This window comes from Salinivibrio sp. ML323, from assembly GCF_001995745.1.
GTDB classification, from domain to species: domain Bacteria; phylum Pseudomonadota; class Gammaproteobacteria; order Enterobacterales; family Vibrionaceae; genus Salinivibrio; species Salinivibrio kushneri.
This window is the reverse complement of sequence record NZ_MUES01000027.1, coordinates 1-22,879: the sequence shown is the minus strand read 5'-3', so window position 1 is coordinate 22,879 and position 22,879 is coordinate 1. Positions and strand designations below refer to the sequence as shown.

At 50.5% G+C, this 22,879-nt stretch carries 20 protein-coding genes; 11 read left to right on the top strand and 9 right to left on the bottom strand.

The genetic code is table 11. From position 1 onward, the window contains the following. Window positions 1-78: 78 nt before the first annotated feature. Window positions 79-606: a SprT family zinc-dependent metalloprotease gene (locus BZG13_RS12650; protein WP_077486874.1), complete on the bottom strand. Its 528-nt coding sequence runs from the start codon at window positions 604-606 to the stop codon at window positions 79-81. Window positions 607-677: 71 nt separating this feature from the next. After that, entirely contained in the window at window positions 678-1,832 is a 1,155-nt protein-coding gene (gene metK, locus BZG13_RS12645; RefSeq protein ID WP_069362092.1) for a methionine adenosyltransferase, read from the bottom strand. A gap of 308 nt (window positions 1,833-2,140) precedes the next feature. Here metK and epd point away from each other — a divergent pair, with 308 nt between their 5' ends. The 4 genes from epd to mscS all read left to right on the top strand — a co-directional run bounded on the left by epd (window position 2,141) and on the right by mscS (window position 6,645). Beyond that, window positions 2,141-3,145: an erythrose-4-phosphate dehydrogenase gene (epd, locus tag BZG13_RS12640; RefSeq protein WP_069362153.1), complete on the top strand. Its 1,005-nt coding sequence runs from the start codon at window positions 2,141-2,143 to the stop codon at window positions 3,143-3,145. Window positions 3,146-3,217: 72 nt separating this feature from the next. Further along, entirely contained in the window at window positions 3,218-4,384 is a 1,167-nt protein-coding gene (locus BZG13_RS12635) for a phosphoglycerate kinase (RefSeq protein ID WP_069362095.1), read from the top strand. A gap of 153 nt (window positions 4,385-4,537) precedes the next feature. Further along, window positions 4,538-5,614: a class II fructose-bisphosphate aldolase gene (fbaA, locus tag BZG13_RS12630; protein WP_077486873.1), complete on the top strand. Its 1,077-nt coding sequence runs from the start codon at window positions 4,538-4,540 to the stop codon at window positions 5,612-5,614. Between the two features lie 173 nt (window positions 5,615-5,787). Then, window positions 5,788-6,645 carry a small-conductance mechanosensitive channel MscS gene (gene mscS / locus BZG13_RS12625; RefSeq protein WP_077486872.1) on the top strand — a complete coding sequence of 286 codons (858 nt, stop codon included), beginning with the start codon at window positions 5,788-5,790 and terminating at the stop codon, window positions 6,643-6,645. A 56-nt stretch (window positions 6,646-6,701) separates the two neighbouring features. On the opposite strand, the gene BZG13_RS12620 is transcribed toward mscS, so the two are convergent. Further along, window positions 6,702-7,292 (bottom strand): LysE/ArgO family amino acid transporter, encoded by a 591-nt coding sequence (locus BZG13_RS12620; protein WP_069362154.1) that lies wholly within the window; start codon window positions 7,290-7,292, stop codon window positions 6,702-6,704. A 301-nt stretch (window positions 7,293-7,593) separates the two neighbouring features. Here BZG13_RS12620 and BZG13_RS12615 point away from each other — a divergent pair, with 301 nt between their 5' ends. Then, window positions 7,594-8,292 (top strand): oxidative stress defense protein, encoded by a 699-nt coding sequence (locus BZG13_RS12615; RefSeq protein WP_077486871.1) that lies wholly within the window; start codon window positions 7,594-7,596, stop codon window positions 8,290-8,292. A 78-nt stretch (window positions 8,293-8,370) separates the two neighbouring features. Here the strand turns inward: BZG13_RS12615 and BZG13_RS12610 are convergent, their stop codons facing one another. The 3 genes from BZG13_RS12610 to BZG13_RS12600 all read right to left on the bottom strand — a co-directional run bounded on the left by BZG13_RS12610 (window position 8,371) and on the right by BZG13_RS12600 (window position 12,187). Next, window positions 8,371-9,918, bottom strand: a complete 1,548-nt coding sequence (locus tag BZG13_RS12610) for an alanine/glycine:cation symporter family protein (RefSeq protein ID WP_077486870.1) — start codon at window positions 9,916-9,918, stop codon at window positions 8,371-8,373. 237 nt (window positions 9,919-10,155) lie between these two features. Beyond that, window positions 10,156-11,379 carry an ATP-dependent RNA helicase SrmB gene (gene srmB, locus BZG13_RS12605; protein ID WP_077486869.1) on the bottom strand — a complete coding sequence of 408 codons (1,224 nt, stop codon included), beginning with the start codon at window positions 11,377-11,379 and terminating at the stop codon, window positions 10,156-10,158. Between the two features lie 103 nt (window positions 11,380-11,482). Then, window positions 11,483-12,187 (bottom strand): tRNA1(Val) (adenine(37)-N6)-methyltransferase, encoded by a 705-nt coding sequence (locus BZG13_RS12600; protein ID WP_158011731.1) that lies wholly within the window; start codon window positions 12,185-12,187, stop codon window positions 11,483-11,485. Between the two features lie 308 nt (window positions 12,188-12,495). On the opposite strand from BZG13_RS12600, the gene brnQ reads away from it, so the two are divergent. Further along, the gene (brnQ, locus tag BZG13_RS12595) at window positions 12,496-13,800 is read left to right on the top strand and encodes a branched-chain amino acid transport system II carrier protein (protein WP_077486867.1); all 1,305 of its coding nucleotides are present in this window, start codon (window positions 12,496-12,498) and stop codon (window positions 13,798-13,800) included. Between the two features lie 86 nt (window positions 13,801-13,886). Here the strand turns inward: brnQ and fldB are convergent, their stop codons facing one another. Further along, window positions 13,887-14,405, bottom strand: coding sequence for a flavodoxin FldB (gene fldB / locus BZG13_RS12590; protein ID WP_069362101.1), 519 nt, complete (start codon window positions 14,403-14,405; stop codon window positions 13,887-13,889). A gap of 149 nt (window positions 14,406-14,554) precedes the next feature. Between fldB and xerD the strand changes: the two genes are divergently transcribed. From xerD to BZG13_RS12565, 5 genes are all read left to right on the top strand, one after another. Further along, the gene (gene xerD / locus BZG13_RS12585) at window positions 14,555-15,445 is read left to right on the top strand and encodes a site-specific tyrosine recombinase XerD (protein ID WP_077486866.1); all 891 of its coding nucleotides are present in this window, start codon (window positions 14,555-14,557) and stop codon (window positions 15,443-15,445) included. Between the two features lie 21 nt (window positions 15,446-15,466). Then, the gene (recJ, locus tag BZG13_RS12580; protein ID WP_077486865.1) at window positions 15,467-17,197 is read left to right on the top strand and encodes a single-stranded-DNA-specific exonuclease RecJ; all 1,731 of its coding nucleotides are present in this window, start codon (window positions 15,467-15,469) and stop codon (window positions 17,195-17,197) included. Between the two features lie 94 nt (window positions 17,198-17,291). Continuing rightward, window positions 17,292-18,390, top strand: a protein-coding gene (gene prfB / locus BZG13_RS12575) for a peptide chain release factor 2 (protein WP_100298016.1) whose coding sequence is annotated in 2 segments (ribosomal slippage) — window positions 17,292-17,366 and window positions 17,368-18,390 — 1,098 coding nt in all. Because the reading frame shifts where the segments join, the coding sequence is not laid out codon by codon here. Between the two features lie 26 nt (window positions 18,391-18,416). Next, window positions 18,417-19,925 (top strand): lysine--tRNA ligase, encoded by a 1,509-nt coding sequence (gene lysS / locus BZG13_RS12570; protein ID WP_077486864.1) that lies wholly within the window; start codon window positions 18,417-18,419, stop codon window positions 19,923-19,925. A gap of 235 nt (window positions 19,926-20,160) precedes the next feature. Further along, window positions 20,161-21,498, top strand: a complete 1,338-nt coding sequence (locus tag BZG13_RS12565) for a sigma-54-dependent transcriptional regulator (RefSeq protein ID WP_077486863.1) — start codon at window positions 20,161-20,163, stop codon at window positions 21,496-21,498. Window positions 21,499-21,532: 34 nt separating this feature from the next. Here BZG13_RS12565 and BZG13_RS12560 read toward each other — a convergent pair whose 3' ends face one another. Continuing rightward, window positions 21,533-21,964, bottom strand: a complete 432-nt coding sequence (locus BZG13_RS12560; RefSeq protein ID WP_069362105.1) for a PACE efflux transporter — start codon at window positions 21,962-21,964, stop codon at window positions 21,533-21,535. 83 nt (window positions 21,965-22,047) lie between these two features. Next, the gene (locus BZG13_RS12555; protein ID WP_077459011.1) at window positions 22,048-22,767 is read right to left on the bottom strand and encodes a GntR family transcriptional regulator; all 720 of its coding nucleotides are present in this window, start codon (window positions 22,765-22,767) and stop codon (window positions 22,048-22,050) included. Window positions 22,768-22,879 lie beyond the last annotated feature (112 nt).

The following is a 22,879-nucleotide window of genomic DNA, read 5'->3' as shown; positions in this document are numbered from 1 at the left end:
AAGTCGCCCTCAGTGTAACATGACCAAAGGGACGATAGGCTCTGTCACTACTATGGGGACGAGGGACGAAAAAGCAAACTATTCTGATCCTTCACCACTGCGTGTCAGTGGCTGTTGGCAGCGGTTGCAGCGATAGATGGCTTGGCCGCGTTGTATTTTATTGTGACGGCGAATGGATAAGGCGACAGGCCCGCAATCACAGTAGTAAGCAAAGGTTTTACCCTGCACGGCGCTGATATCAAGCTGGTGGGTGGTATTGGCAGGGGCGTTAAAGACCTGGTTCATCAACGAACGCCACTCAGGACCATGCGGCTTCACCCGACCGTATAACGCAAAGGTGACCAAATGACAGACTTCATGAGGGATCACTTCGTCAAAAAAGGTGTCGGGTGCTTGTTGCAAAAGAACAGGATTAAACCGGACGCGCCATTGGGCTGGATGCGCAGTACCGGCCGACTTGCCCCGCAGTGTAAAACCAACCACGGGGTAGGTCAGCTGGGTGTCCAATTGCTGGTTAGCCACATCAATACATTGCTGGGCGTGTGAGAGCGCTGCCTGTTGTAATGCATGAGCGGATTTTTCTGGGGTGTCATAAGCACAAGACATAAGTGGTCGTCCTTGCTGCGATCAAAAAAGGGAAGCCGAGGCTTCCCTTAAAAGCACTGAGTCGCCTAAGGTTACCCGAGCTTGGCAAAGTCGCGCAACAGCTCCGCTTTGTCGGTTTTCTCCCAAGGGAAGATGTCGCGACCAAAGTGGCCATACGCAGCCGTTTGCTTATAGATAGGCTGTAACAAATCCAGCATTTCTTGCAAACCATACGGACGTAAGTCGAAGTGCTCACGTACCGCTTTAATGATCACCGCTGGTGCGACTTTTTCAGTGCCGAAGGTCTCGACCATGATGGACGTCGGCTCGGCGACGCCAATCGCGTAAGACAGTTGAATTTCACAACGGTCGGCAAGGCCTGCGGCAACAATGTTTTTGGCCACATAGCGCGCGGCGTAAGCGGCAGAGCGATCCACTTTTGAGGGATCTTTTCCTGAGAACGCCCCGCCACCGTGACGGGCTGCCCCGCCATAGGTGTCAACAATGATCTTACGGCCTGTCAAACCACAATCGCCCATTGGCCCGCCAATCACAAACCGACCCGTTGGGTTAATGAAATACTTGGTGTCTTTGGTCAGCCATTCCGCCGGCAACACAGGCTTGATGATTTCTTCCATCACCGCCTCGCGCAGATCCTCGGTTGAAATACTGTCGCAATGCTGTGTGGAAAGTACGACGGCATCAATACCGGCAATTTTGCCGTTGTCATACGCAAAGGTGACCTGGCTTTTCGCATCTGGGCGTAACCAGTCTAAGGTGCCATCTTTGCGCACTTGCGCTTGGCGCTCCACCAAACGGTGTGAATAGGTAATAGGAGCAGGCATCAGCACATTGGTCTCATTGGTGGCAAAGCCAAACATGATCCCTTGGTCGCCAGCGCCCTGATCTTTCGGGTCGGCGCGATCAACCCCTTGGTTGATGTCTGGGGATTGTTTACCAATGGTATTCAATACCGCGCAAGAGTTGGCATCAAAGCCCATATCAGAGTGGATATAGCCAATATCTTGAACGGTTTGACGAGTAAGCTCTTCAATGTCGACCCAAGCCGAGGTCGTCACTTCCCCACCTACCATTACCATGCCAGTTTTAACATAGGTTTCGCAGGCGACGCGTGCTTTGGGGTCTTGCTCAAGGATGGCATCCAAAACAGCATCAGAAATCTGATCTGCGATTTTATCAGGATGGCCTTCAGAGACGGACTCTGAGGTAAACAGGTGCTTAGCCATGTGACACTCTCATTGATTATCAGGGAAACTGACGATACGTATTAACGCGCACCGCCGATCATCTCAGATGTTTTAACTTCTAGACGTCTATTTTATTCGCAATTGTGATAAACGCAAGTCAGATGATGCATATGGGGTTTATTAAAGTATAGCAAAGGCGAGCATTTAGGAGAGTTACCAAGCCTTAAGTCATCACAAGGCGAAAGGAGACAAAGCGTATACAGCTCTTGGTTGAGATCACACAACACGTGCGTCTTTTACGTGCTTGAGATACACTGTGCGTCATCGTTAAACGAGCACCGATGGACATGGCATTAAGAGTCGCAATTAATGGATTTGGTCGTATAGGGCGCAGTGTATTGCGAGCCCTGTATGAGAGTGGCAAGCACGATCGCATTCAAGTGGTCGCGATTAATGAGCTCGCAGAGCCAGAGGCGATGGCGCATCTGCTGCAATATGACTCAAGCCATGGTCGGTTCGGCTGGCCGGTTTCCTATAACCAAGAACACTTGTTTGTCGCCACCGACAGCATTCGTCTGCTTCACTTACCGGAACTTCAGCTTTTACCTTGGCGTGACCTTGATGTGGATATTGTCTTGGACTGCACGGGCAAATTTGGTACGCGTCAAGATGGGGAGGCCCATATTGCCGCGGGCGCTAAAAAAGTCCTTTTCTCTCACCCCGCCAGCCAAGACGTGGATAGAACCGTTATTTACGGGGTCAATCATGATGCATTGACCGCCGATGACCGCATTGTTTCCAATGGTTCTTGTACCACTAATTGTATCGTCCCGGTGATCAAAGCCTTGGACGAACACTTTGGGATTGAGTCCGGCACCATCACCACCATTCATTCTTCAATGAATGATCAGCAGGTGATTGATGCGTATCACTCTGATCTGCGCCGCACACGTACTGCCAGCCAGTCTATTATTCCAGTGGATACCAAACTCCATGTTGGAATTGGTAGGATTTTTCCGAAATTTTCTGACAAATTTGAGGCGATCTCGGTCCGTGTGCCGACGATAAACGTGACAGCGATGGATTTAAGTGTCACTGTACGTACTAAAGTGAAAGTTAATGACGTAAATCAAGCTCTGCAGACGGCATCTCGATGTACATTAGACGGTATACTGGATTATACCGAAGCGCCCTTGGTATCGATTGACTTTAACCACGACTCGCACAGCGCCATTGTCGATGGATCGCAAACACGGGTCAGTGATCACCAGCTGATTAAAACGCTGGTTTGGTGTGATAACGAGTGGGGCTTTGCCAACCGAATGTTAGATACCACACTTGCCATGGCGTAATAGACGCAAGCGTGGGTGGGGTGTTGCCCTGATTAAATCAGTTTCAATTTGCAACCTTATAGCGAGGACCATATGTCTGTAATTAAGATGACCGACTTAGATCTTGCCGGAAAGCGTGTGTTTATCCGTGCTGATCTGAACGTGCCTGTAAAAGACGGTAAAGTGACCTCTGATGCACGTATTTTGGCATCATTGCCTACGATTAAGCACTGCTTAGAAGCCGGTGCAAAAGTCATGGTGACCTCTCACCTCGGCCGCCCTGAAGAAGGCCAGCCTGAAGATCAGTATTCACTGCAGCCAGTAGTGAACTACCTAGATGACGCACTTGATTGTCAGGTCAGCCTCGCGAAAGACTATCTAGACGGCCTTGAGCTTAACGCCGGTGAGTTGGTGGTGCTTGAGAACGTTCGCTTCAACAAAGGCGAGAAGAAGAACGACGAAGCGCTGTCTAAAAAGTACGCGGCACTGTGCGATATTTTTGTGATGGACGCCTTTGGTACGGCGCACCGCGCCCAAGCCTCAACTCATGGTGTGGGCACGTATGCGCCTGTGGCTTGCGCTGGCCCATTGCTGGCTAACGAGCTTGAGGCATTAGGCAAAGCGATGGACAACCCGGCACGCCCAATGGTGGCGATTGTGGGTGGTTCAAAAGTGTCTACCAAGCTGACGGTACTGAAATCACTGTCAACCGTGGCAGACCAACTGGTTGTCGGTGGTGGTATCGCCAACACCTTTATCGCCGCTGACGGTCACAATGTTGGTAAGTCGCTGTATGAGGCGGACTTAGTCGACACGGCGAAATCCTTGATGGAAGAGTGCCATATTCCTGTTGCCACCGACGTGGCGTGTGCGAAGGCATTTGATGAAAACGCGGAAGCAGAGATCAAGCGCGTTGAAGATGTGCAAGACGACGATATGATCTTTGACCTCGGTCCTGAATCAACCCAAGCGTTGGCGGACATTTTGAAAAATGCCAAAACCATTCTGTGGAATGGCCCTGTTGGCGTGTTTGAGTTTAAGAACTTTGAAGCGGGCACGGCAGGCATTTCAAAAGCGATCGCGGAGTCTGAAGGCTTCTCTGTTGCGGGTGGCGGCGATACCCTCGCAGCGATTGATAAGTTTGGTATCCAAGCTGATGTGTCTTACATCTCAACCGGTGGCGGTGCATTCCTAGAGTTTGTTGAAGGCAAGCCTCTGCCAGCAGTAGAAATGCTGGAAGCACGTGCGAAAGACGCATAAACCAGATAATAAAACGGGAGTGACATCTCCCGTTCTTGCTTTCGTTTGACTACAATAGGCCGAGTCGTAAACGATTGCACCCGATTGATAAAGGTGCCTCAGGCATCTTTACTCAGTTCAGCAAAGACAACCCGAGTGAATAGGACAAGAGCCATGTCTAAAGTTTTTGATTTTGTAAAACCTGGCGTTATCTTTGGCGATGACGTTCAGAAAGTATTTGAAGTTGCCAAAGAGAACAAGTTTGCATTGCCTGCAGTCAACGTCGTTAACACTGACTCAATCAACGCAGTGATGGAAGCCGCGGCGAAAGTTAAAGCGCCAGTGGTTATCCAGTTCTCTAACGGTGGTGCGGGTTTCTTCCCGGGCAAAGGTCTGAAACTAGAAGGCCAAGAAGCGCAAATTAAAGGCGCTGTTGCCGGTGCGAAATACGTTCACGCGATGGCTGAAGTCTACGGTGTGCCTGTGATCATGCACACTGACCACGCAGCGAAGAAACTACTGCCGTGGATTGATGGCCTACTTGACGCGGGTGAAGCCTTCTTCAAAGAGCACGGCAAACCGCTTTTCTCTTCTCACATGATTGACCTGTCTGAAGAGTCGCTTGAAGAGAACATGGAAATCTGTGCCGAATACCTTGCGCGCATGGACAAAATGGGCATGACGCTAGAAATCGAACTGGGTATTACGGGTGGTGAAGAAGACGGCGTGGATAACAGCGATGTTGATACAGCTGATCTTTACACCAAGCCAGAAGAAGTGGCTTACGCATACGAAAAACTGTCAGCCGTTAGCCACCGTTTCACCATTGCTGCGTCATTCGGTAACGTACACGGTGTTTACAAGCCAGGTAACGTGGTACTTAAGCCAGAAATCCTACGTGAGTCACAGGCTTACTGCTCAGAGAAATTTGGTCTACCGACCAATGGTCTGAACTTTGTCTTCCATGGCGGCTCGGGTTCTTCTGAAGCACAAATTCAAGAATCCATTGGCTACGGTGTGATCAAAATGAACATCGATACCGATACCCAGTGGGCGACTTGGGATGGTATTCGTCAGTATTACCAAGACAACGAAGGCTACCTACAAACTCAAATCGGTAACCCGAAAGGTGACGATCAACCTAACAAAAAATTCTATGACCCACGCGTTTGGCTACGTAAAGGGCAAGAGTCGATGGTTGCGCGCCTTGAGCAAGCTTTCAAAGATCTCAACGCAGTTGACGTCCTGTAAACGTCACAACAGTGTTGAATGTAAAAGCCCGCCACTTGGCGGGTTTTTTTATATCTGCGTGATACTGACTCGTATCATTGCGGAGACATTTCGCGTGAATGAGATAGACAGCGACCAGTAAAAGGCTGTTAACATAGGGTTACCGTTTATCCCAACTTGCAGAGGGAAAGTGAATGAGTGAGGAAAACACAATGGTAGAGGGTGCTAAGTGGGCCCAGACCTGGCTAATGGATAATCAAGATCTCTTGATTCAGTACGGAGTGAACATTATTTCCGCGCTATTGATCTTGGTGATTGGTAACCTTGTGGTTAAAGGTTTAGCTAACTCCATGGCAGGTGTCATGCGCAAGCGCAACATGGATAACGCGGTGGTGGAATTTCTCCACGGCCTCGTGCGTTACTTGTTGTTTGTGATCGTCTTGATTGCCGCGTTGAGCCGTGTGGGTGTACAAACGGCGTCTGTGATTGCCATCTTAGGTGCCGCAGGTTTAGCCGTGGGTCTGGCTTTGCAAGGCTCGTTGGCAAACTTTGCCGCCGGGGTATTAATCGTGATGTTCCGTCCGTTCAAATCGGGCGATTACGTCGAATTGGCCGGAGTCGCTGGCTCTGTCGAGTCCATTCAAGTGTTCTCTACGGTGCTCACTACCCCGGATAACAAAATGGTGGTGGTGCCAAATGGGTCGGTGATCAGCAGCCCAATCACTAACTATTCCAAGCATGCCACACGCCGTGTTGACTTGACGATTGGCGTCGCGTACAGCGCGGATTTAAAGAAAACCAAAACGGTGTTGATGGATATTCTGACCCAACATCCCTTGATTCTGAAAGATCCTGAACCCAATGTGGCGGTGATGACGTTAGCCGACTCATCGGTCAATTTTGTGGTGCGCCCTTGGGTGAAAACAGAAGACTACTGGAGCGTTTACTTTGAGCTGCTGCCAACCATCAAAGAAGCGCTGGACGAACATGGTATTGAAATTCCATTCCCGCAAATGAGTGTTCACGTCGAGCGCAGCGAGCGCCAAGCATAACCTCACGGTCGGTGATAGCCATTATGGATGCGGCAGTGTGGCCGCATCCCTGTTTTTTAACTCGCCAGTAAACGTGCGTAAAGGCCGAGTGCGAGCTTACCGGCCACGAATAGCATCATACTTGCCATGAGTAGGTCGAGTAGCCGTCGAATAGAGGGGGTGGATAGCCACGGTGACAAGCGTGCGGCCCCTGCCGATAAGCCGTAAAACCAAAGGCACGATCCCATTAGGGCCCCAACAGTAAAAGCGACGCGTTCATCGAACGCAAATTGGCCACCAATTGCACCCAACACCACCACGGTATCGAGATACACATGCGGATTGAGCAAGGTCACCGCCAAGGCGCCAATGATCACTGCGCGGCGGCCTCGACTCATGGTGGGGGCTTCCATTGACGCCTCTTGGTTGTGCTGACGTGCGCTCTGGATAAACTGCCACGCGTAGACACTCAAAAAGCCGATCCCTGCGAGCGTGATGGTATTGAGCAGTATAGGGTAACTTGCCAATAAGGCCCCTCCGCCAAAAATCCCACTTGAAATCAAGATAATATCGCAGATAAAGCAGATCGACGCTGTGGTCATATGGTGTTCACGGCTGATACCTTGGTTAATCACATAGGCATTCTGAGCGCCAATGGGAATAATCATGGTTAGGCTTAATCCTAAGCCCTGAAGGGCGACTAAAAAACTGCTCACGGTCTATTCCTTTTTCTCGTGTTATCCCCTCACTTTAAGCACAGAGACGCGTAAAGGGAACCGAATTTTCTTCATCATTGAAAGGATGCAAGCGTAGGGCGACAAGTCGCCGGTCACCATCAGCTTGATGTGGCATCATCAATGGCGTTGTTGATGTTTTGACATAAATCTGACGCAAGCGAGGGAGTCTTTTGCTGAAAAAAGAGTCTGACCTATAACCTCATGATAATTTGAATCCATGAAAGGAGAGAGAATGTGTAAGTTTAAAGCAATGCTTTGCCTGACTAGCGCCTTGGTGACAGCACCAGCCGCGATGGCCAATATTGATTTTCCGCATTTGGACATTACCGGTGTCGGGGAAGTGACGGCTGCGCCTGATATGGCCACGATTGATGTGGGGGTGGTGACCGAGCGAAAAACGGCAAAAGCGGCAAAAGCCGCATCCGACAAAGCGGTCACAGCGTTTATTAATCGGCTGTCGGCACAAGGGGTAAAGCGCGAACAAATCGAGAGTGCGCATATTCAGCTGTCACCGCGTTATCAACATGTCAAAGACAAAGCGCCTGAGCTGATTGGCTACCGTGCTGAGCGCCAGGTTACCGTGACACTTAACCAGCTCGATAAGTTGAATGCAGTGTTAGATGGGGCGCTGGGCGAGGGGATTAACCGAATCCGGCAAGTACAGCTAACCAGTAGTGACCAGTCGGCATTGAAAGATAAAGCCCGTGATGCGGCGGTCAATGATGCTAAAACAAAAGCTGAATCGCTCGCGAAAAGCCTGGATATGCGTCTCGATGGCGTCTGGCAAATTCGCTATCGGTCCAGCAATCCACGCCCTGTGATGATGAATGCCGAGATGCGCAGCGGCAGCGCCGATGTCGCCGCAAGCTATCAAGATGCGACCATGCAGGTGCGTGATCAGGTTGATATTATTTTCCGTCTTGATGACTAATAGCCTTGTCGAGCACTGTGATCAAAAAAGGGCGCTGGTGCGCCCTCCCTTTTTTACCATTGATTCTGTGTTTGAATCTTATGCCGTTGGATTGATAGGTTTGCCATCGGCATCGGTGGTTTCACTGTCTTGCTTGCCATTACGACGCGCCAGACGTTGTTCCCAGTAATCGGCATTTTTGATGCCAAGCTTAACGGGATCGAAGGTGTAGGTTTCTACCCCTCTGGCCTGTTGCTCTTCATAATCTTTTAGCGCCTTAAGGGCTGGCTTAGAGATAAAGAAGATGATGATGATGCCAACAATGTTTAACCACGCCATCAAACCCACACCGGCATCACCAAACGCCCAAGCGAGGTTAGCACTCCGCACACAGCCGTAGAACACGGCGGACATTAGCACCACTTTCAGCGCAAACATCATCCCTGGCACCTTGATCGTGCGACGCAGGTAGGCAATGTTGGTTTCGGCAATGTAGTAGTAGGCCAAAATAGTGGTAAAGGCGAAGAAGAAGAGCGCGAAGGCGATAAAGGGTTTACCTAGGCCAGGCATCGCTGCTTCAATCGCCAGCTGGGTAAATTCAGGACTGTTTGCCGCGACCGAAGATGCCAAGTTTTGCACGATATAGGCTTCACCCGGACCATGGACGTTGTAAGCACCGGTGATGATGATCATAAACGCGGTTGCCGAGCATACCAGCAGGGTATCGATGTACACCGAGAAGGATTGCACCAAACCTTGCTGAGCTGGGTGATCCACGTTGGCAGCAGCAGCAGCGTGTGGACCTGTCCCTTGACCGGCTTCGTTGGAGTAAACACCACGTTTAACCCCCCAACCAATAGCTGCACCCGCACCTGCCATCGGTGTGAAGGCATCGCCGATGATCATAGAAACCACGGCGGGAATTTCACTGATGTTCAACAGAATGATGACAAACGCAATAATGATGTACGCCAGCGCCATGAAAGGCACCACGATTTGCGTAAAGTGGGCAATACGTTTAACACCGCCGAAAATGATGAACCCGAGCACGATAGAGATGAAGGCACCGGTAATCACTTTCGACACTTCAAGTGCACCAAACATCGCGGTATCAACCATGGCGCCAGAGCCAAACGCGGTTTCGACCGCATTACCAATCGCATTGGATTGTACCCCAGGTAGCATCACACCACAGGCGAGTAAGGTCGCGAGCGCGAAGAGGATGGCATACCATTTCTGTCCCATCGCTTTTTCGATGTAATAAGCAGGACCACCACGGAACTCACCATTGTCTTCTTCTTTATAAATTTGTGCCAAGGTTGATTCAGTGTAAGCGGTTGCCGCGCCTAGAAAGGCAACGACCCACATCCAGAATACCGCGCCAGGGCCACCAAAACCGATAGCAGCGGCGACGCCAGCGATATTACCTGTACCGACACGGCCAGAGAGTGATACTGCTAAGGCTTGGAAGGAAGAAATCCCTTTGGTTGAGCTTTTCCCTGAAAAGAGCAGTCGCCACATTTCGGAGAAGTGACGGATTTGAACAAAGCGCGTCAGTATGGAGTAAAACAGTCCCGCACCTAAACAGGTGTAAATCAGAACGGGGCTCCATATGATGCTATTTAAGAAATCGACAAACGATTGCATAGTGAGTTCCTTCTACTGTGTTTGCATCATGTTTTGTTGTTATCGCGAATAGCATCTTAAACTGATTTTCAGTTCAATTGTTAATATTTTGTGTCTTTATATTGCGCGATGTGTGAATCTGATCGTTTTGTGTTCAACAAAATGGACGCCGATAGCAAAAAAAAGGAGGCCTTTACGGGCCTCCTTGAGTAATTCCTTATATATCAGCGATTCAGTCAGGCTGACAGGTGTCTAGTTCTATTTGCGTTTTTTTGGCTTTTTGACTTTGCTCGAGTTTTTAACGCTTTGCTTCTTTTTTTTCTTCTTGTGCTCTGCTTTTTTATGTTTAGGCTTCAAGCCATTAATGGTTCGCTCTTTAATCTCTTCATCCATGTAGCGCGTGATCCTATCCATCATCGGTTGATCATGGGCTTCGACCAGTGAGATGGCAGAGCCTTTCTTGCCTGCGCGCGCCGTGCGACCAATACGGTGCAGATAGACATCAGCTGTGCGCGGGAGATCATAGTTGATCACATGGGTAATATCTGGGACATCAATACCGCGTGCCGCGACATCCGTGGCCAGTAGGACCTTCACTTTTCCTTCGCTAAACCGGTTAATGGCATTGTTACGTTTCGCTTGTTGCATTTCACCTTGGATCCAGGCGCAATCCAGTTTTTGTGACTGCATATAATCACGAAGCTCCGCCAAGCGTTCACGTGTTTTAATAAATACAATCGCGCGCTCTGCCTGTTCGGTAACAATGGATGTAAGCAAGGCGCGTTTATGCTCCAAATCATCACAGCGGTGATACCACTGGGTGATTTTCTTACGCTCGCGGCGTGGCGGTGTTACATCCACCAGCTCAGGGTTATCTAGCAGATCCTCGGTAAAGCCTGCTACCCCGCGCCCTTCTAGTGTGGCGGAGAAGAGCATGGTCTGACGGCGGCGCTGGCACTCATCAGAGAGTCGATTGACCGCATTCGCAAACCCCATATCGAGCATCCGGTCTGCTTCATCTAAGATCAGGCATTCAACGGCGCGGCAATCGAACCGCTCGGCTTCAATGTACTCCATCAAACGGCCAGGCGTTGCCACCACAATATCCTGTGTTTTACCCAGCTGCTCCGCGTGCTCTTGGTATGAAATCCCGCCGGTGATGGTGAAGATCTTAAGACTGGTATTTTTCGCTAATGCGCGCGCTTCATCAGCTACCTGAATGGCTAACTCACGCGTGGGGGTGAGAATCAGTACGCGACCTGGCCCGGGTTTTTGCCGCGGAAAGTCGAGTAAGTGCTGCAACATGGGCAGCAAAAAAGCCGCCGTTTTGCCGGTTCCCGTTGGCGCGGAGGCAAGGATGTCACGTCCATCCATACCGTGGGGGATAACCTCAGATTGGATCAGCGTAGGGCGCTGATAGCCCATATCGTCAAGTGCACTGAGCAGTTCTGGATCCAGCTCGAGTTCGGCAAAGCTTCGCACAGGTAATTCTCCAAGGATAGTTAAGCGCGGTATTATAGACGCAAATAGTGTAAATGGGCAGCGCGCCCAAGGCCAATGATAGCGAGGCGCTGCTCGATTTGGCTTACGAGAGTTTAAGGTAAAATGCTCGCGTCAGATCGGCAAAAGCCTGCGTGTAGGCGCCATCTTGCTCGCGCACCGCGATCGTATCAGATCTGACCGCGCCCGTCGTCGGGCTTAGCGTGAATAATACACGAGAGGGGGCTTTTTCCGGAGTGGGGCTGACCAACACGCGACGCTGTAAGTAAAGCCCTTGTGCTTGTGCATCTTCAATGAATGCATTGGCTTCTTTGGTGGGCAAAATCAGATCCGCACACCCTGTGGGGGCGAGTAACCGCTTTAGACAGGCAATAAGCGCGGGATGGCTTAAGGTACTGGCATGTCTGGCAACGGCCCGTTGTGGGTTGCTTGAAAGCGCACCACTGGTGAAATAAGGGGGATTGCAGACAATATGTTGCCACTGTTCGCGACACGCAAAGTCGTTAATATCACCGTGGTGCAATTGGATTTGCGCGGCAAACCGTGACGCTCTCACATTTAACGTGGCGCAGTGAAAGGCGGACGGATCGAACTCGACCGCCGTCAGCGATAGATGAGCAAAACGTTGTGCTAACATCAGCGCTAACAAACCGGTCCCTGTCCCAATGTCCAAGCTGTTGCTCGCCGTCCCAGGCTGAGCCCAAGCGCCTAGCAGTACACCATCTGTACTGACTTTCATACCACAATTGCCGTGGTCGATAACAAATTGTTTAAAGCGAAATTGGCTCATGTGTCCTGCACTCTGGCGACGTAGTGGCATCAAGAGTTAGCATTTTTGTCTTTTGTGTAACCACTATGTTATCGATATTGATCGTTAAAAAATACCATGGATAACATGATAGATAGTTTATTGAGCTGATTGTTATTGCTAAAGCAGAAGATCACAAGGTTTTTTGTCAATGCCTTTACTGTGACTATGAACTTCTTCATTATTCTGCGCTCTGCCCATCGTCTGAAACAAAATATTATAAATGAGCGTTTCAGCTGGGTGAAACATTATTGATTGCAAACACTATCTTCAAGCTGTAGGTATACATCGTGACTAAACGTTTAAAATTAGTAGATATTTTAGCGTTAGGTTTTATGACCTTTGCCTTTTTCTTAGGCGCTGGAAATATAATCTTTCCCCCACAAGCTGGCATGTTAGCCGGTGATCATTACACCGCCGCGATGATCGGATTTTTGATCACCGCGGTCGGTCTTCCTTTAATCGGTATCATTGCGGTTGCGGTCGCAGGCGGCGGCTGGAAAGGCCTGACCCGTGATCTGCCAACGGGTGTCGCGACACTGATGGCCGTGCTGATTTTTATCATTATTGGCCCTGCTTTTGCCGCCCCTCGCGCCGGACTGGTTGCCTATGAAATTGGTTTTAAACCTTTTTTATCTGCGCCAGGACAGTTAGAGCTGGGCGCTTTCTCTGTGGTCTTTTTTGCCGTCGCGATGTTTTTCTCGCTTTCTCAAGGCAAACTGATTGATACCATCGGTAAGTTCTTGACGCCCCTGCTCTTCGCGGCGCTCGCGATTTTGGCTATTGCAGTGATCATCAATCCTCAAGGCGACGTGGTGGCCGCGCAGGGTAGCTATGTTGAAAACGCGCTGACAACCGGCTTTTTGGAAGGTTATAACACCATGGATACCTTTGCGGCCTTGATGTTCGGCATGTTGATTGTCGATGTGATCCGCAAAAAAGGTATCGAAGACAACAAAGCAACCTGCATGTATCTGATTTACGCCGGTATTATCGCCGCGGCTGGATTGGCGTTTGTGTACGTGTCGCTGTTCTATTTAGGCTCAACCGCCAGTGTGGTGGCGCAAGGGACGCAAAATGGCGGCGAAATCATGGCCGCTTACGTGGATGCACTGTTTGGCCCGGTCGGGCAAATGATCCTCGCGGCGATCATTGGCCTGGCGTGTTTGACCACTGTGATTGGGTTGGTGAGCGCGTGTGCCGATTACTTTAGCTCGCTCACATCATGGACGTATCGTCGCTGGGTGGTCGTCGTCGCGACTGTCTGTGCGGTGGTGGCCAATGTGGGCCTTAAACAGCTTATCGCTATTTCTATTCCTGTCTTATTCGCATTATACCCGGTTGCGATTGCACTGATTGGCTTGACCTTCATCCGTCGCTGGTTGCCAAACCCAGCGCTAGGGTATCGCCTCGTGTTGGGCGTGGCGCTACTCTTTAGCTTGCTTGATGCGGCAAAAGTCATGGGCGCTGACATGAGTGCCTTTAGCTTCCTACCGCTGTTTGATGTCGGCATGGCCTGGCTGCTGCCCACACTGGTGGCAATGGGCGTGGCAAAGTTTGTTGGATCACGTGCTAATGCGCTAGCGGAAGCCTAATCATATTGACCGCGACATAGTCGTGAAGAAAAAACCGCGCTGGTTGGGCGCGGTTTTTTATTTGAGGGGATTAAACAGGCCGCGTATCAGAGTAACGCTTGGTACTCGACCAGCACTTGCTCGCACCAGTTTTGGATCCGTTCGTCACTGAGTTCGTACTCAGAGTCTTCATCAAGGGCAAGACCGACAAATTGCTTGCCGTCCTCAGTGACGGCTTTTGAGGCATCAAAACGGTAACCTTCGGTAGACCAGTAACCGATAAACTGTGCGCCACAGCCTTGTAGTTGCTGATGGAGCATGCCCATGGCATCCAGATACCATTCGGCGTATCCTTCTTGGTCGCCCAAGCCAAACAAGGCGATGACTTTGCCGTCTAGTTGGAGACTATCAATGTCTTGCCAAACCGCTTCCCAATCTTCTTGTAGCTCACCAAAATCCCAGGTTGAGATCCCAAGTAGCAGCAAATCGTAATCTGCCATTTTGGCGAGCGGTGTTTCTTTGACATTATGTAGTTCGACCAAATCATCACCGATAAAGTCACGGATTTTCTCCGCGGCCATTTCGGTGTAGCAGGTGGTAGAACCATAAAAAAGACCGATTTTCATAGCACGACTCGTTTGTGTGTCATGGGCGCAGTTTACCTGCTCAACGGTAATATGATCCAGCAACAGGAAGCGACATTTTGTATAATCGCGGCTGGCCGTGACCCAAGTGATGGGCGTGTTTTTTCGATTAATAACCAAGTGGGCTGAAGGTGACGAACAACATTGAACGCATCGAGCAATTTTTGGATGCAATGTGGATGGAGCGCGGGCTCTCCGAAAACACGTTAAATTCGTATCGCACAGATTTATTGAAGCTGTGCCATTGGCTCGATACTCGCTCGCTGGTAACGGTGAGCAAGCAAGACTTACAAGATTACCAATATTGGCTACATGAGCAGGGCTACCAATCCAGCACGCGCAGTCGTATGGTGTCGGCGTTGCGTCGCCTATTCCAGTACTTGTATCGACAGAAGTTGCGTCCCGACGACCCCAGTGCCACTCTGATCAGTCCGAAACAGCCCAAGCGGCTACCGAAAGATCTCACGGAGGATCAAATCGATGCACTCTTAATGGCACCGAATACCGACGATCCGCTTGAGCTTAGAGACAAAGCCATGTTGGAGCTGTTATATGCGACGGGTTTGCGAGTGACAGAGCTTATCGGGCTAACGATGGAGAATGTGAGCTTGCGCCAAGGTGTGGTACGAGTGTCTGGTAAAGGGGATAAAGAACGCTTGGTGCCGATGGGGGAGTCGGCCGTGGATTGGCTGGAGCATTATTTGGCGTATAGTCGCCCGCTATTGCTGGGAGAGACCAGTACTGATGTGTTTTTCCCAAGCAAACGAGCACGCCAGATGACACGGCAAACCTTTTGGCATCGCATCAAGTATTACGCGCAACTGGCAGGGATTGAGACCAATGATCTGTCGCCGCATGTTTTACGTCATGCGTTTGCGACTCACTTACTCAATCATGGGGCCGATTTACGCGTGGTGCAGATGTTACTTGGACACAGTGACCTATCGACGACGCAAATCTATACCCATGTGGCCACCGAGCGTTTGAAGCAGCTGCATCAAACGCACCACCCACGCGGCTAACCGATAACTGGTGACAACTTCATGATAGAAATAAAAAGACGTACGCCGTCAGTGACACCGGCATTCAGCGATGCCATTCCGTCGCTATTGCAACGCTTATACGCTAATCGTGGTTTAAAGGAAGACAGCGAGCTCAACCGCAGCGTGGCTGGTTTGCATCAATATCAAGCGTTAACCGGGATTGATGCTGCCGTTAACTTGCTCGCCGAGGCGCTAAAGACCCATCAATCGATCTTGATTGTGGGTGACTTTGACGCCGATGGCGCAACATCGTCAGCGCTCTCCGTCAAAGCCTTACGCATGATGGGTGCCTCCCGTGTCGATTACCTGGTGCCAAACCGCTTTGACGATGGCTACGGCTTAAGCCCTGAGGTGGTTGACCAAGCCGCGGAGCGGGGAGCAGAGCTTATCATGACTGTGGACAACGGGGTGTCCTCATTGGCGGGGGTGGCGCACGCCAAAGCGCTCGGTATGCAGGTGCTGGTGACCGATCACCATCTACCGGGTGAGACACTGCCTGAGGCCGACGCCATGGTGAACCCGAATCTGGATGACTGTGGTTTTCCCTCGAAGGCGCTTGCCGGTGTCGGGGTCGCCTTTTATTTGATGCTGGCGCTGCGCGCACATTTGCGTTATCAAGGGTGGTTTGAGCAGCAAGGCATCCCCGTGCCCAATTTGGCCGAGTTGCTCGATTTGGTCGCGCTGGGCACGGTCGCCGATGTGGTGGCGTTAGATGGCAATAACCGCATTCTTGTGCATCAGGGGTTGCAGCGGATCCGTGCTGGACGTTGCCGCCCGGGGATCCAGGCGCTCATCGAGGTGGCTAATCGCAACATGGCCACGCTCGTCGCCAGTGATTTCGGGTTTGCATTGGGGCCGAGGATCAATGCCGCGGGGCGTTTGGATGACATGGCGTTTGGGGTTGAGCTTTTACTGTGTGACAACATTCATGCTGCCAGACGTATGGCGTCTGAGTTGGATGCGCTCAATCAAACCCGCAAAGACATTGAGCAAGGAATGAAGCAAGAAGCCGTGGCTTGGTGTGAGCGCTTGATTGCCGAGCAGTCTGAGCGTGAGTTGCCGGTGGGACTGGCACTTTTTCAGCGAGACTGGCACCAGGGAGTGATAGGGATCCTCGCCTCGCGCTTAAAAGATCAATTTCACCGCCCTGTGATTGCGTTTGCCGATGGGGGGGATGGACTGATAAAAGGCTCAGCGCGTTCGATTCCTGGTTTGCATATGCGCGATACATTGGATCGGATTGATACCTTAAACCCTGGATTAATTAAAAAGTTTGGCGGCCATGCCATGGCAGCCGGACTGACCATCGACGAGGCACAGTTTGATACGTTCGCCAAGCAGTTTGATGCGCAGGTGCGTGAGCAAGTCAGTGATGATGACTTAAAAGGTGTCTTGTTAACTGATGGTCCCTTACACAGCCACGAGCTGGGGTTAGAGACAGCAGAAACCATTCAAGCAGGCGGTCCTTGGGGACAAGGCTTCCCGGAGCCGCAGTTCGATGGCATTTTTAAGGTGCTGCAGCAAAAACTGGTGGGCGGCAAACACTTAAAATTGATGGTCGAGCCCGAGGGCGGCGGCACCATGATTGATGCGATTGCTTTTAACGTTGATTTGCGTCGCTGGCCCGATCCCAGTACCAAGACGCTACGACTTGTTTACCGCCTGGATATCAATGAGTTTCGCGGTAATCGCAGCGCCCAGTTGATCATTTCCCATCTTGAAGCCGCTTAAATATGCGGCTTTTTCCATCACGCCCTGTTTATTGGCGCGACAATTCGCTAAAATTCGGCGGTTAAATTTCCGCTAATAATGAAGATGCTTGACCATGTTTGAGATTAATCCAATCAAAAATCGCCTCGCAGATATCGCTGAACGTACCGATGTCCTCCGGGGGTATCTTTGACTATGATGCCAAGAAAGAGCGTCTAGAAGAAGTTAATGCCGAGTTAGAACAACCGGACGTGTGGAATGAACCACAACGTGCACAAGCGCTGGGTAAAGAGCGCGCCTCACTAGAAGCGGTGGTGGAAACCATCGAGCAACTGACCCAAGGCGGCGAAGACGTCAACGAATTGTTGATGCTGGCCGTCGAGGAAGACGATCAAGAAACCTTTGACGAGGTGGAGCCGGAGCTGGTGGAGCTTGAAGCCAAGCTAACCAAGCTAGAATTCCGCCGCATGTTTTCTGGTGAGCACGATGCGTCTGATTGCTATATTGACCTGCAAGCCGGGTCAGGCGGTACTGAAGCGCAAGATTGGACCAACATGATGCTCCGCATGTACTTGCGCTGGGCGGATGCGAAAGGCTTCAAAGCTGAAGTGATTGAAGTATCTGAGGGGGATGTGGCTGGATTAAAATCTGCCACGGTACGCATCACCGGTGAATACGCCTACGGCTGGCTACGCACGGAAACGGGCGTTCATCGTCTGGTGCGTAAATCGCCTTTCGACTCGGGGGGCCGTCGTCATACCTCGTTTGCCTCGGCGTTTGTGTACCCGGAAATCGATGACAACATTGATATCGATATTAACCCATCAGATTTACGGATTGATGTCTACCGAGCTTCTGGTGCGGGTGGGCAGCACGTTAACACCACCGAGTCAGCAGTGCGGATCACCCACGTGCCGACCAACACCGTGGTGCAATGCCAAAACGATCGCTCACAGCATAAAAACAAAGATCAGGCGATGAAACAGCTGCGTGCGAAGTTGTTTGAGCTTGAGCTACAAAAGCAAAACGCGGAAAAACAAGCCAACGAAGACGCCAAATCTGATATCGGTTGGGGCAGCCAGATCCGCTCCTACGTATTAGATGATTCGCGTATCAAAGACTTGCGTACCGGTATTGAAAACCGCAATACGCAGGCCGTTCTCGACGGCGACTTGGACAAATTTATTGAAGCCAGCCTCAAATCTGGCCTGTAATGACGAATTAATGTAAAGGGTTTTCTATGACTGACCAGTTACCAGATGAAAATAAGCTGATTGCCGAGCGTCGTGCCAAGCTCACTCACATTCGTGAAAATTGTAAGGCAAACGGCCATCCTAATGATTTCCGTCGTGAGCACTTAGCGGCTGACTTGCAAGCTGAATTTGGCGAGAAAGAAAAAGCGGAACTCGAAACACTGGACCACAAAGTGACCATTGCGGGCCGCATCATGGCTAAACGCGGTCCATTTATGGTGGTACAAGATGTCTCGGGCCGTATTCAAGCCTATGCGTCAAAAGACGTGCAAAAGGCGCTGAAAGCCGAGTACCAAGGCTTAGATATCGGTGACATTATTGGCGTGCACGGTGCGCTACATAAATCTGGTAAAGGCGATCTGTATGTCAACATGGAGCGCTACCAACTGCTGACGAAAGCCTTGCGTCCGCTACCGGAAAAATTCCATGGGCTAGCGGACCAGGAGCTGCGCTATCGTCAGCGCTATGTGGACCTGATTGTCAACGAAGAATCGCGTCACGCATTCCAAGTGCGTTCAAGTGTGGTCACCGCCATCCGTAATTACATGGTGGAAAAACACTTTATGGAAGTGGAAACGCCGATGATGCACGTCATCCCAGGCGGTGCTACCGCGCGTCCCTTTACCACCCACCATAATGCACTTGATATCGACATGTACTTACGTGTGGCGCCCGAGCTTTATTTAAAGCGTTTGGTTGTCGGCGGCTTTGAGCGTGTGTTTGAAGTGAACCGTAACTTCCGTAATGAAGGGCTTTCACCGCGTCATAATCCTGAATTCACCATGATGGAATTCTATATGGCGTATGCCGATTACAATGATCTGATGGATCTTACGGAAGACATGCTCTCTCGCGTGGCGCTGGACGTGATGGGACAGTCTGTATTGCCTTATGGTGAGCATGAGATTAATTTCGCAGGGCCTTATCCGCGAATGACCATGCTCGATGCTATCAAGCAATATAACCCTGATCATGCTGATATTCAGGCGCTGACGTATGAGACGGTACAAGATCGTGATCACCTTGCCTCGATAGCGAAATCACTCAAAATCAGTGTTGAGTCATTCTGGACGGCTGGACAGTTGCTGGAAGAGATCTTTGGTGAGACAGCTGAACCGCAGTTGATTCAGCCAACCTTTATCACCGAATATCCAGCCGATATTTCACCGCTGGCGCGTCGCAATGATGATAACCCGTTTGTGACCGACCGTTTTGAATTCTTCGTCGGTGGGCGTGAAGTGGCGAATGGCTTCTCGGAGCTTAACGACGCAGAAGACCAAGATGCACGCTTCAAAGCCCAGGTAGATGCCAAAGATGCCGGTGATGATGAGGCGATGTACTACGATGCGGATTACATCAACGCACTCGAGCATGGGTTGCCACCGACGGCGGGACAAGGAATTGGTATCGACCGATTGGTGATGTTATTCACCAACACGCATACGATTCGTGATGTGATCTTGTTCCCAGCCATGCGCCCACAGCAAGGCAGTTAATACTGGACAGACCACAGAACAAGCGGCTCAATGAGCCGCTTTTTTTGCGCCTTGCGTCGTTGTTTTCTCAAAAACCTGCGATATTTTATCTGGATTTTTCAGATATCTGGCTACAATTATCCGTATTACAACCCATCGTATGTCTCTTTATTGAGACAGATTAGAACTTGCCCTTCTTTATAATAGGGGCTTGATTCGCTGGCGAAAAAGACAGACTGGATGTAAGGCAGGTGTTATGGGATTCGATTCGGGGACTGACAAAACCTTGAGCTCACTCGTCGTTGTCGGCGGGACCTATGAGCCTTGGTTAGCGACCCTTGAGCAAGCTGGTTGGCATTGTCATCGCTGTTATGATTTGCGAGCCGCGCAGTCATTGCTACAAGATATCGGCCCTTGTATAGGTATTGTCGATTTAAGTCATGATGACTTTAGCCTTAATGGTGTGGCATCACTGGTTAACCGCAATAAACAGGTGCGCTGGCTAGCTTTAGTTAGAGAAAACCAACTGACGAACGAAGCCATTTGCCAGTTTATTGTTAGTTTTTGTATTGATTACTTCACCTCGCCCGTTCCTAACTCGCAGTTGATGAGCACCATTGGTCACCAATTGGGTATGTTGCGCCTTGAACGACAAGTATGGCCGCAACTGGGCGATCATAGCGATATGGGGTTGGAAGGCGCCAGCCCAGCGATGAAAAAGTTGCGTGATCAGGTCAGGCGTGTCGCGCCCACTGATGTGTCTGTATTGATAGCCGGCGAGAGCGGTACAGGCAAGGAGCTGGTAGCGCAAGCGGTTCACCATGCCTCAACCCGTGCAAAGGCGCGATTTGAGTCGATTAAATGCTCGGCGCTTGCCGACGAGCAAATGCAGCAAGCGCTATTGGGCGACGAGCATTCGCGTGGAAAAATCCGCCAATGCCATAAAGGCACCCTCTTTTTTGACGAGATTGGTGACCTGCCGCTGCATTTACAAGGGCACTTATTGCACTTGCTGCAAGAGGGCACCTTAGATATCAGCCATGACAAATACGGACACGATCTGGATGTGCGGGTGATTGCCTCGACCCATATGGATTTGGAGAAACGTGTGGCTGAGGGGCTTTTTCGTGAAGATCTGTATTACCGGCTAAATGTGCTGCGCATTAATATGCCTTCATTAAAAGACCGTCAGTCTGATGTACCTGATTTGGCAGAATACTTTTTGCTTAAGTTTGCACGTCAATACAACACACAAGCGAGGACGTTTTCCGACGAAGCCAAGCGTGTGTTGAGCAGTTACTCGTGGCCGGGTAATGTGCGCGAGCTGATTAATCAGGTGAAACGGGCAGTACTGTTGGCCGATCATCTGGTGATTGAAGCGGAGCACTTAGATCTTCCTCGTCAGGGAGATTATAAACAAAGCTTACGTAAAATCCGTGAAGAGTCTGAACGAGACGCCCTGATCGCCGTCCTTGAAGAGAATAAAGGACAAGTGTCGGCGGCGGCTAAAGAGCTTGGTGTATCACGTGCGACTATGTATCGGCTATTGAACAAACACAACTTGATCCCCTCGCCGCGTACCTTCCGTCAGTAAATCACTTGTCCCCATGATGTTGAGGGCTGAAAACTCAGCCCTGCTGGGATTGCGCATTTGGGATTGGAAACAGGTAGTCGTACAGCCAGTTATAAACAAACGCATACACGAGATAAAATAGGACTAGCCCGATATCCATACTGAGTGCTTGCCAAAAGCTCATCGACAGCCACCACATGATAAAGGGAATGGTCGCAATCAGCAGTCCGGCTTCAAAGATCACCGCATGCAGCAGACGCAGCGGTAAGGTTTTAAGCACTGAGCCCCGCCATGCCAGCATCGCTTTATCAAAGCCAATGTTGTAGACATAATTCCAAAGGGTGGCGAGCACCGAAAAAATCGCGCCCATGATCCCAAGGTGACCGATGTCCGCCCCGAGGATCCAATTGAGCCCCAAGACCACCAAGATCAAGCCCGTTAGTTCAAAACCGATAGCATGGCGCCATCTATCTGCTTTTGTTCGCATCAGATTGCCGGTTGCGATTGGATAATGCGGCAAGATTACACGTAATGACCAACAACGCAACCGAGACGTCTCCAGGCAACGAATTATTGTGGCGTTTGGCGGTGGGCGATGAATTCAAAGCTGTACTGATGCAAGCGAAAGTAGTTCACGGTATATTCAAACGGTGTCCCGTCGACAAGCTCACTGACGGATTCGACCCGCAATATGGGCGTATTTTCCCGGGTATTGAGGCGCGCGGCGAGTGAGGTTGACGTACTATCTGGCCAGACACATTGGCGACTTTTCGCGATCTGCATCCCCTTATGTCGCTCGATATAGTCGTATTTTGATGTTTGCATCACTTCGATACTGAGATCGGTAAACATGGCCACCGGCAGGTAGGTGCACTCAAGGATTTCTGGCTCGCCATCAATCAAACGAAGACGTTGGATTTCATAAATCAACGTCCCTTCCTCCAAGTTCAATTTACTGGCAATGGTGTGGCTACAAGGTGACGTTTCAAATGCGATCACTTTTGAGCTGGGTGTTTTGCCTTGCGCTGAGACTTCTTCGATAAACCCCATCAGTTGAAAGGCGTTGTGCTGTGCTTTAGGGGCTTTTACATAACTGCCACTACCTCGGACGCGGTAGAGCAGATCGTTATCAACCAACACCTTCATCGCCTTACGTATGGTGACGCGGCTGACGTCATAGGTGGCTTGTAGCGTGGCCTCAGTTGGCATCATCGCGCCTGGTGTCAGGGTGCCATCTTTAATCTGCTCAGTGAGTAAATCGGCTATTTGCATGTAGCGAGGTTTCAACATGTCGGCTCCTTTTAGCTGCATGCACCATCATAACAAACTGTGATCGATAATACATTTAAAGTACATAAGTAGGCTTTCACTGTGTTGTAGATCAATAAATACCCTCTTGTGT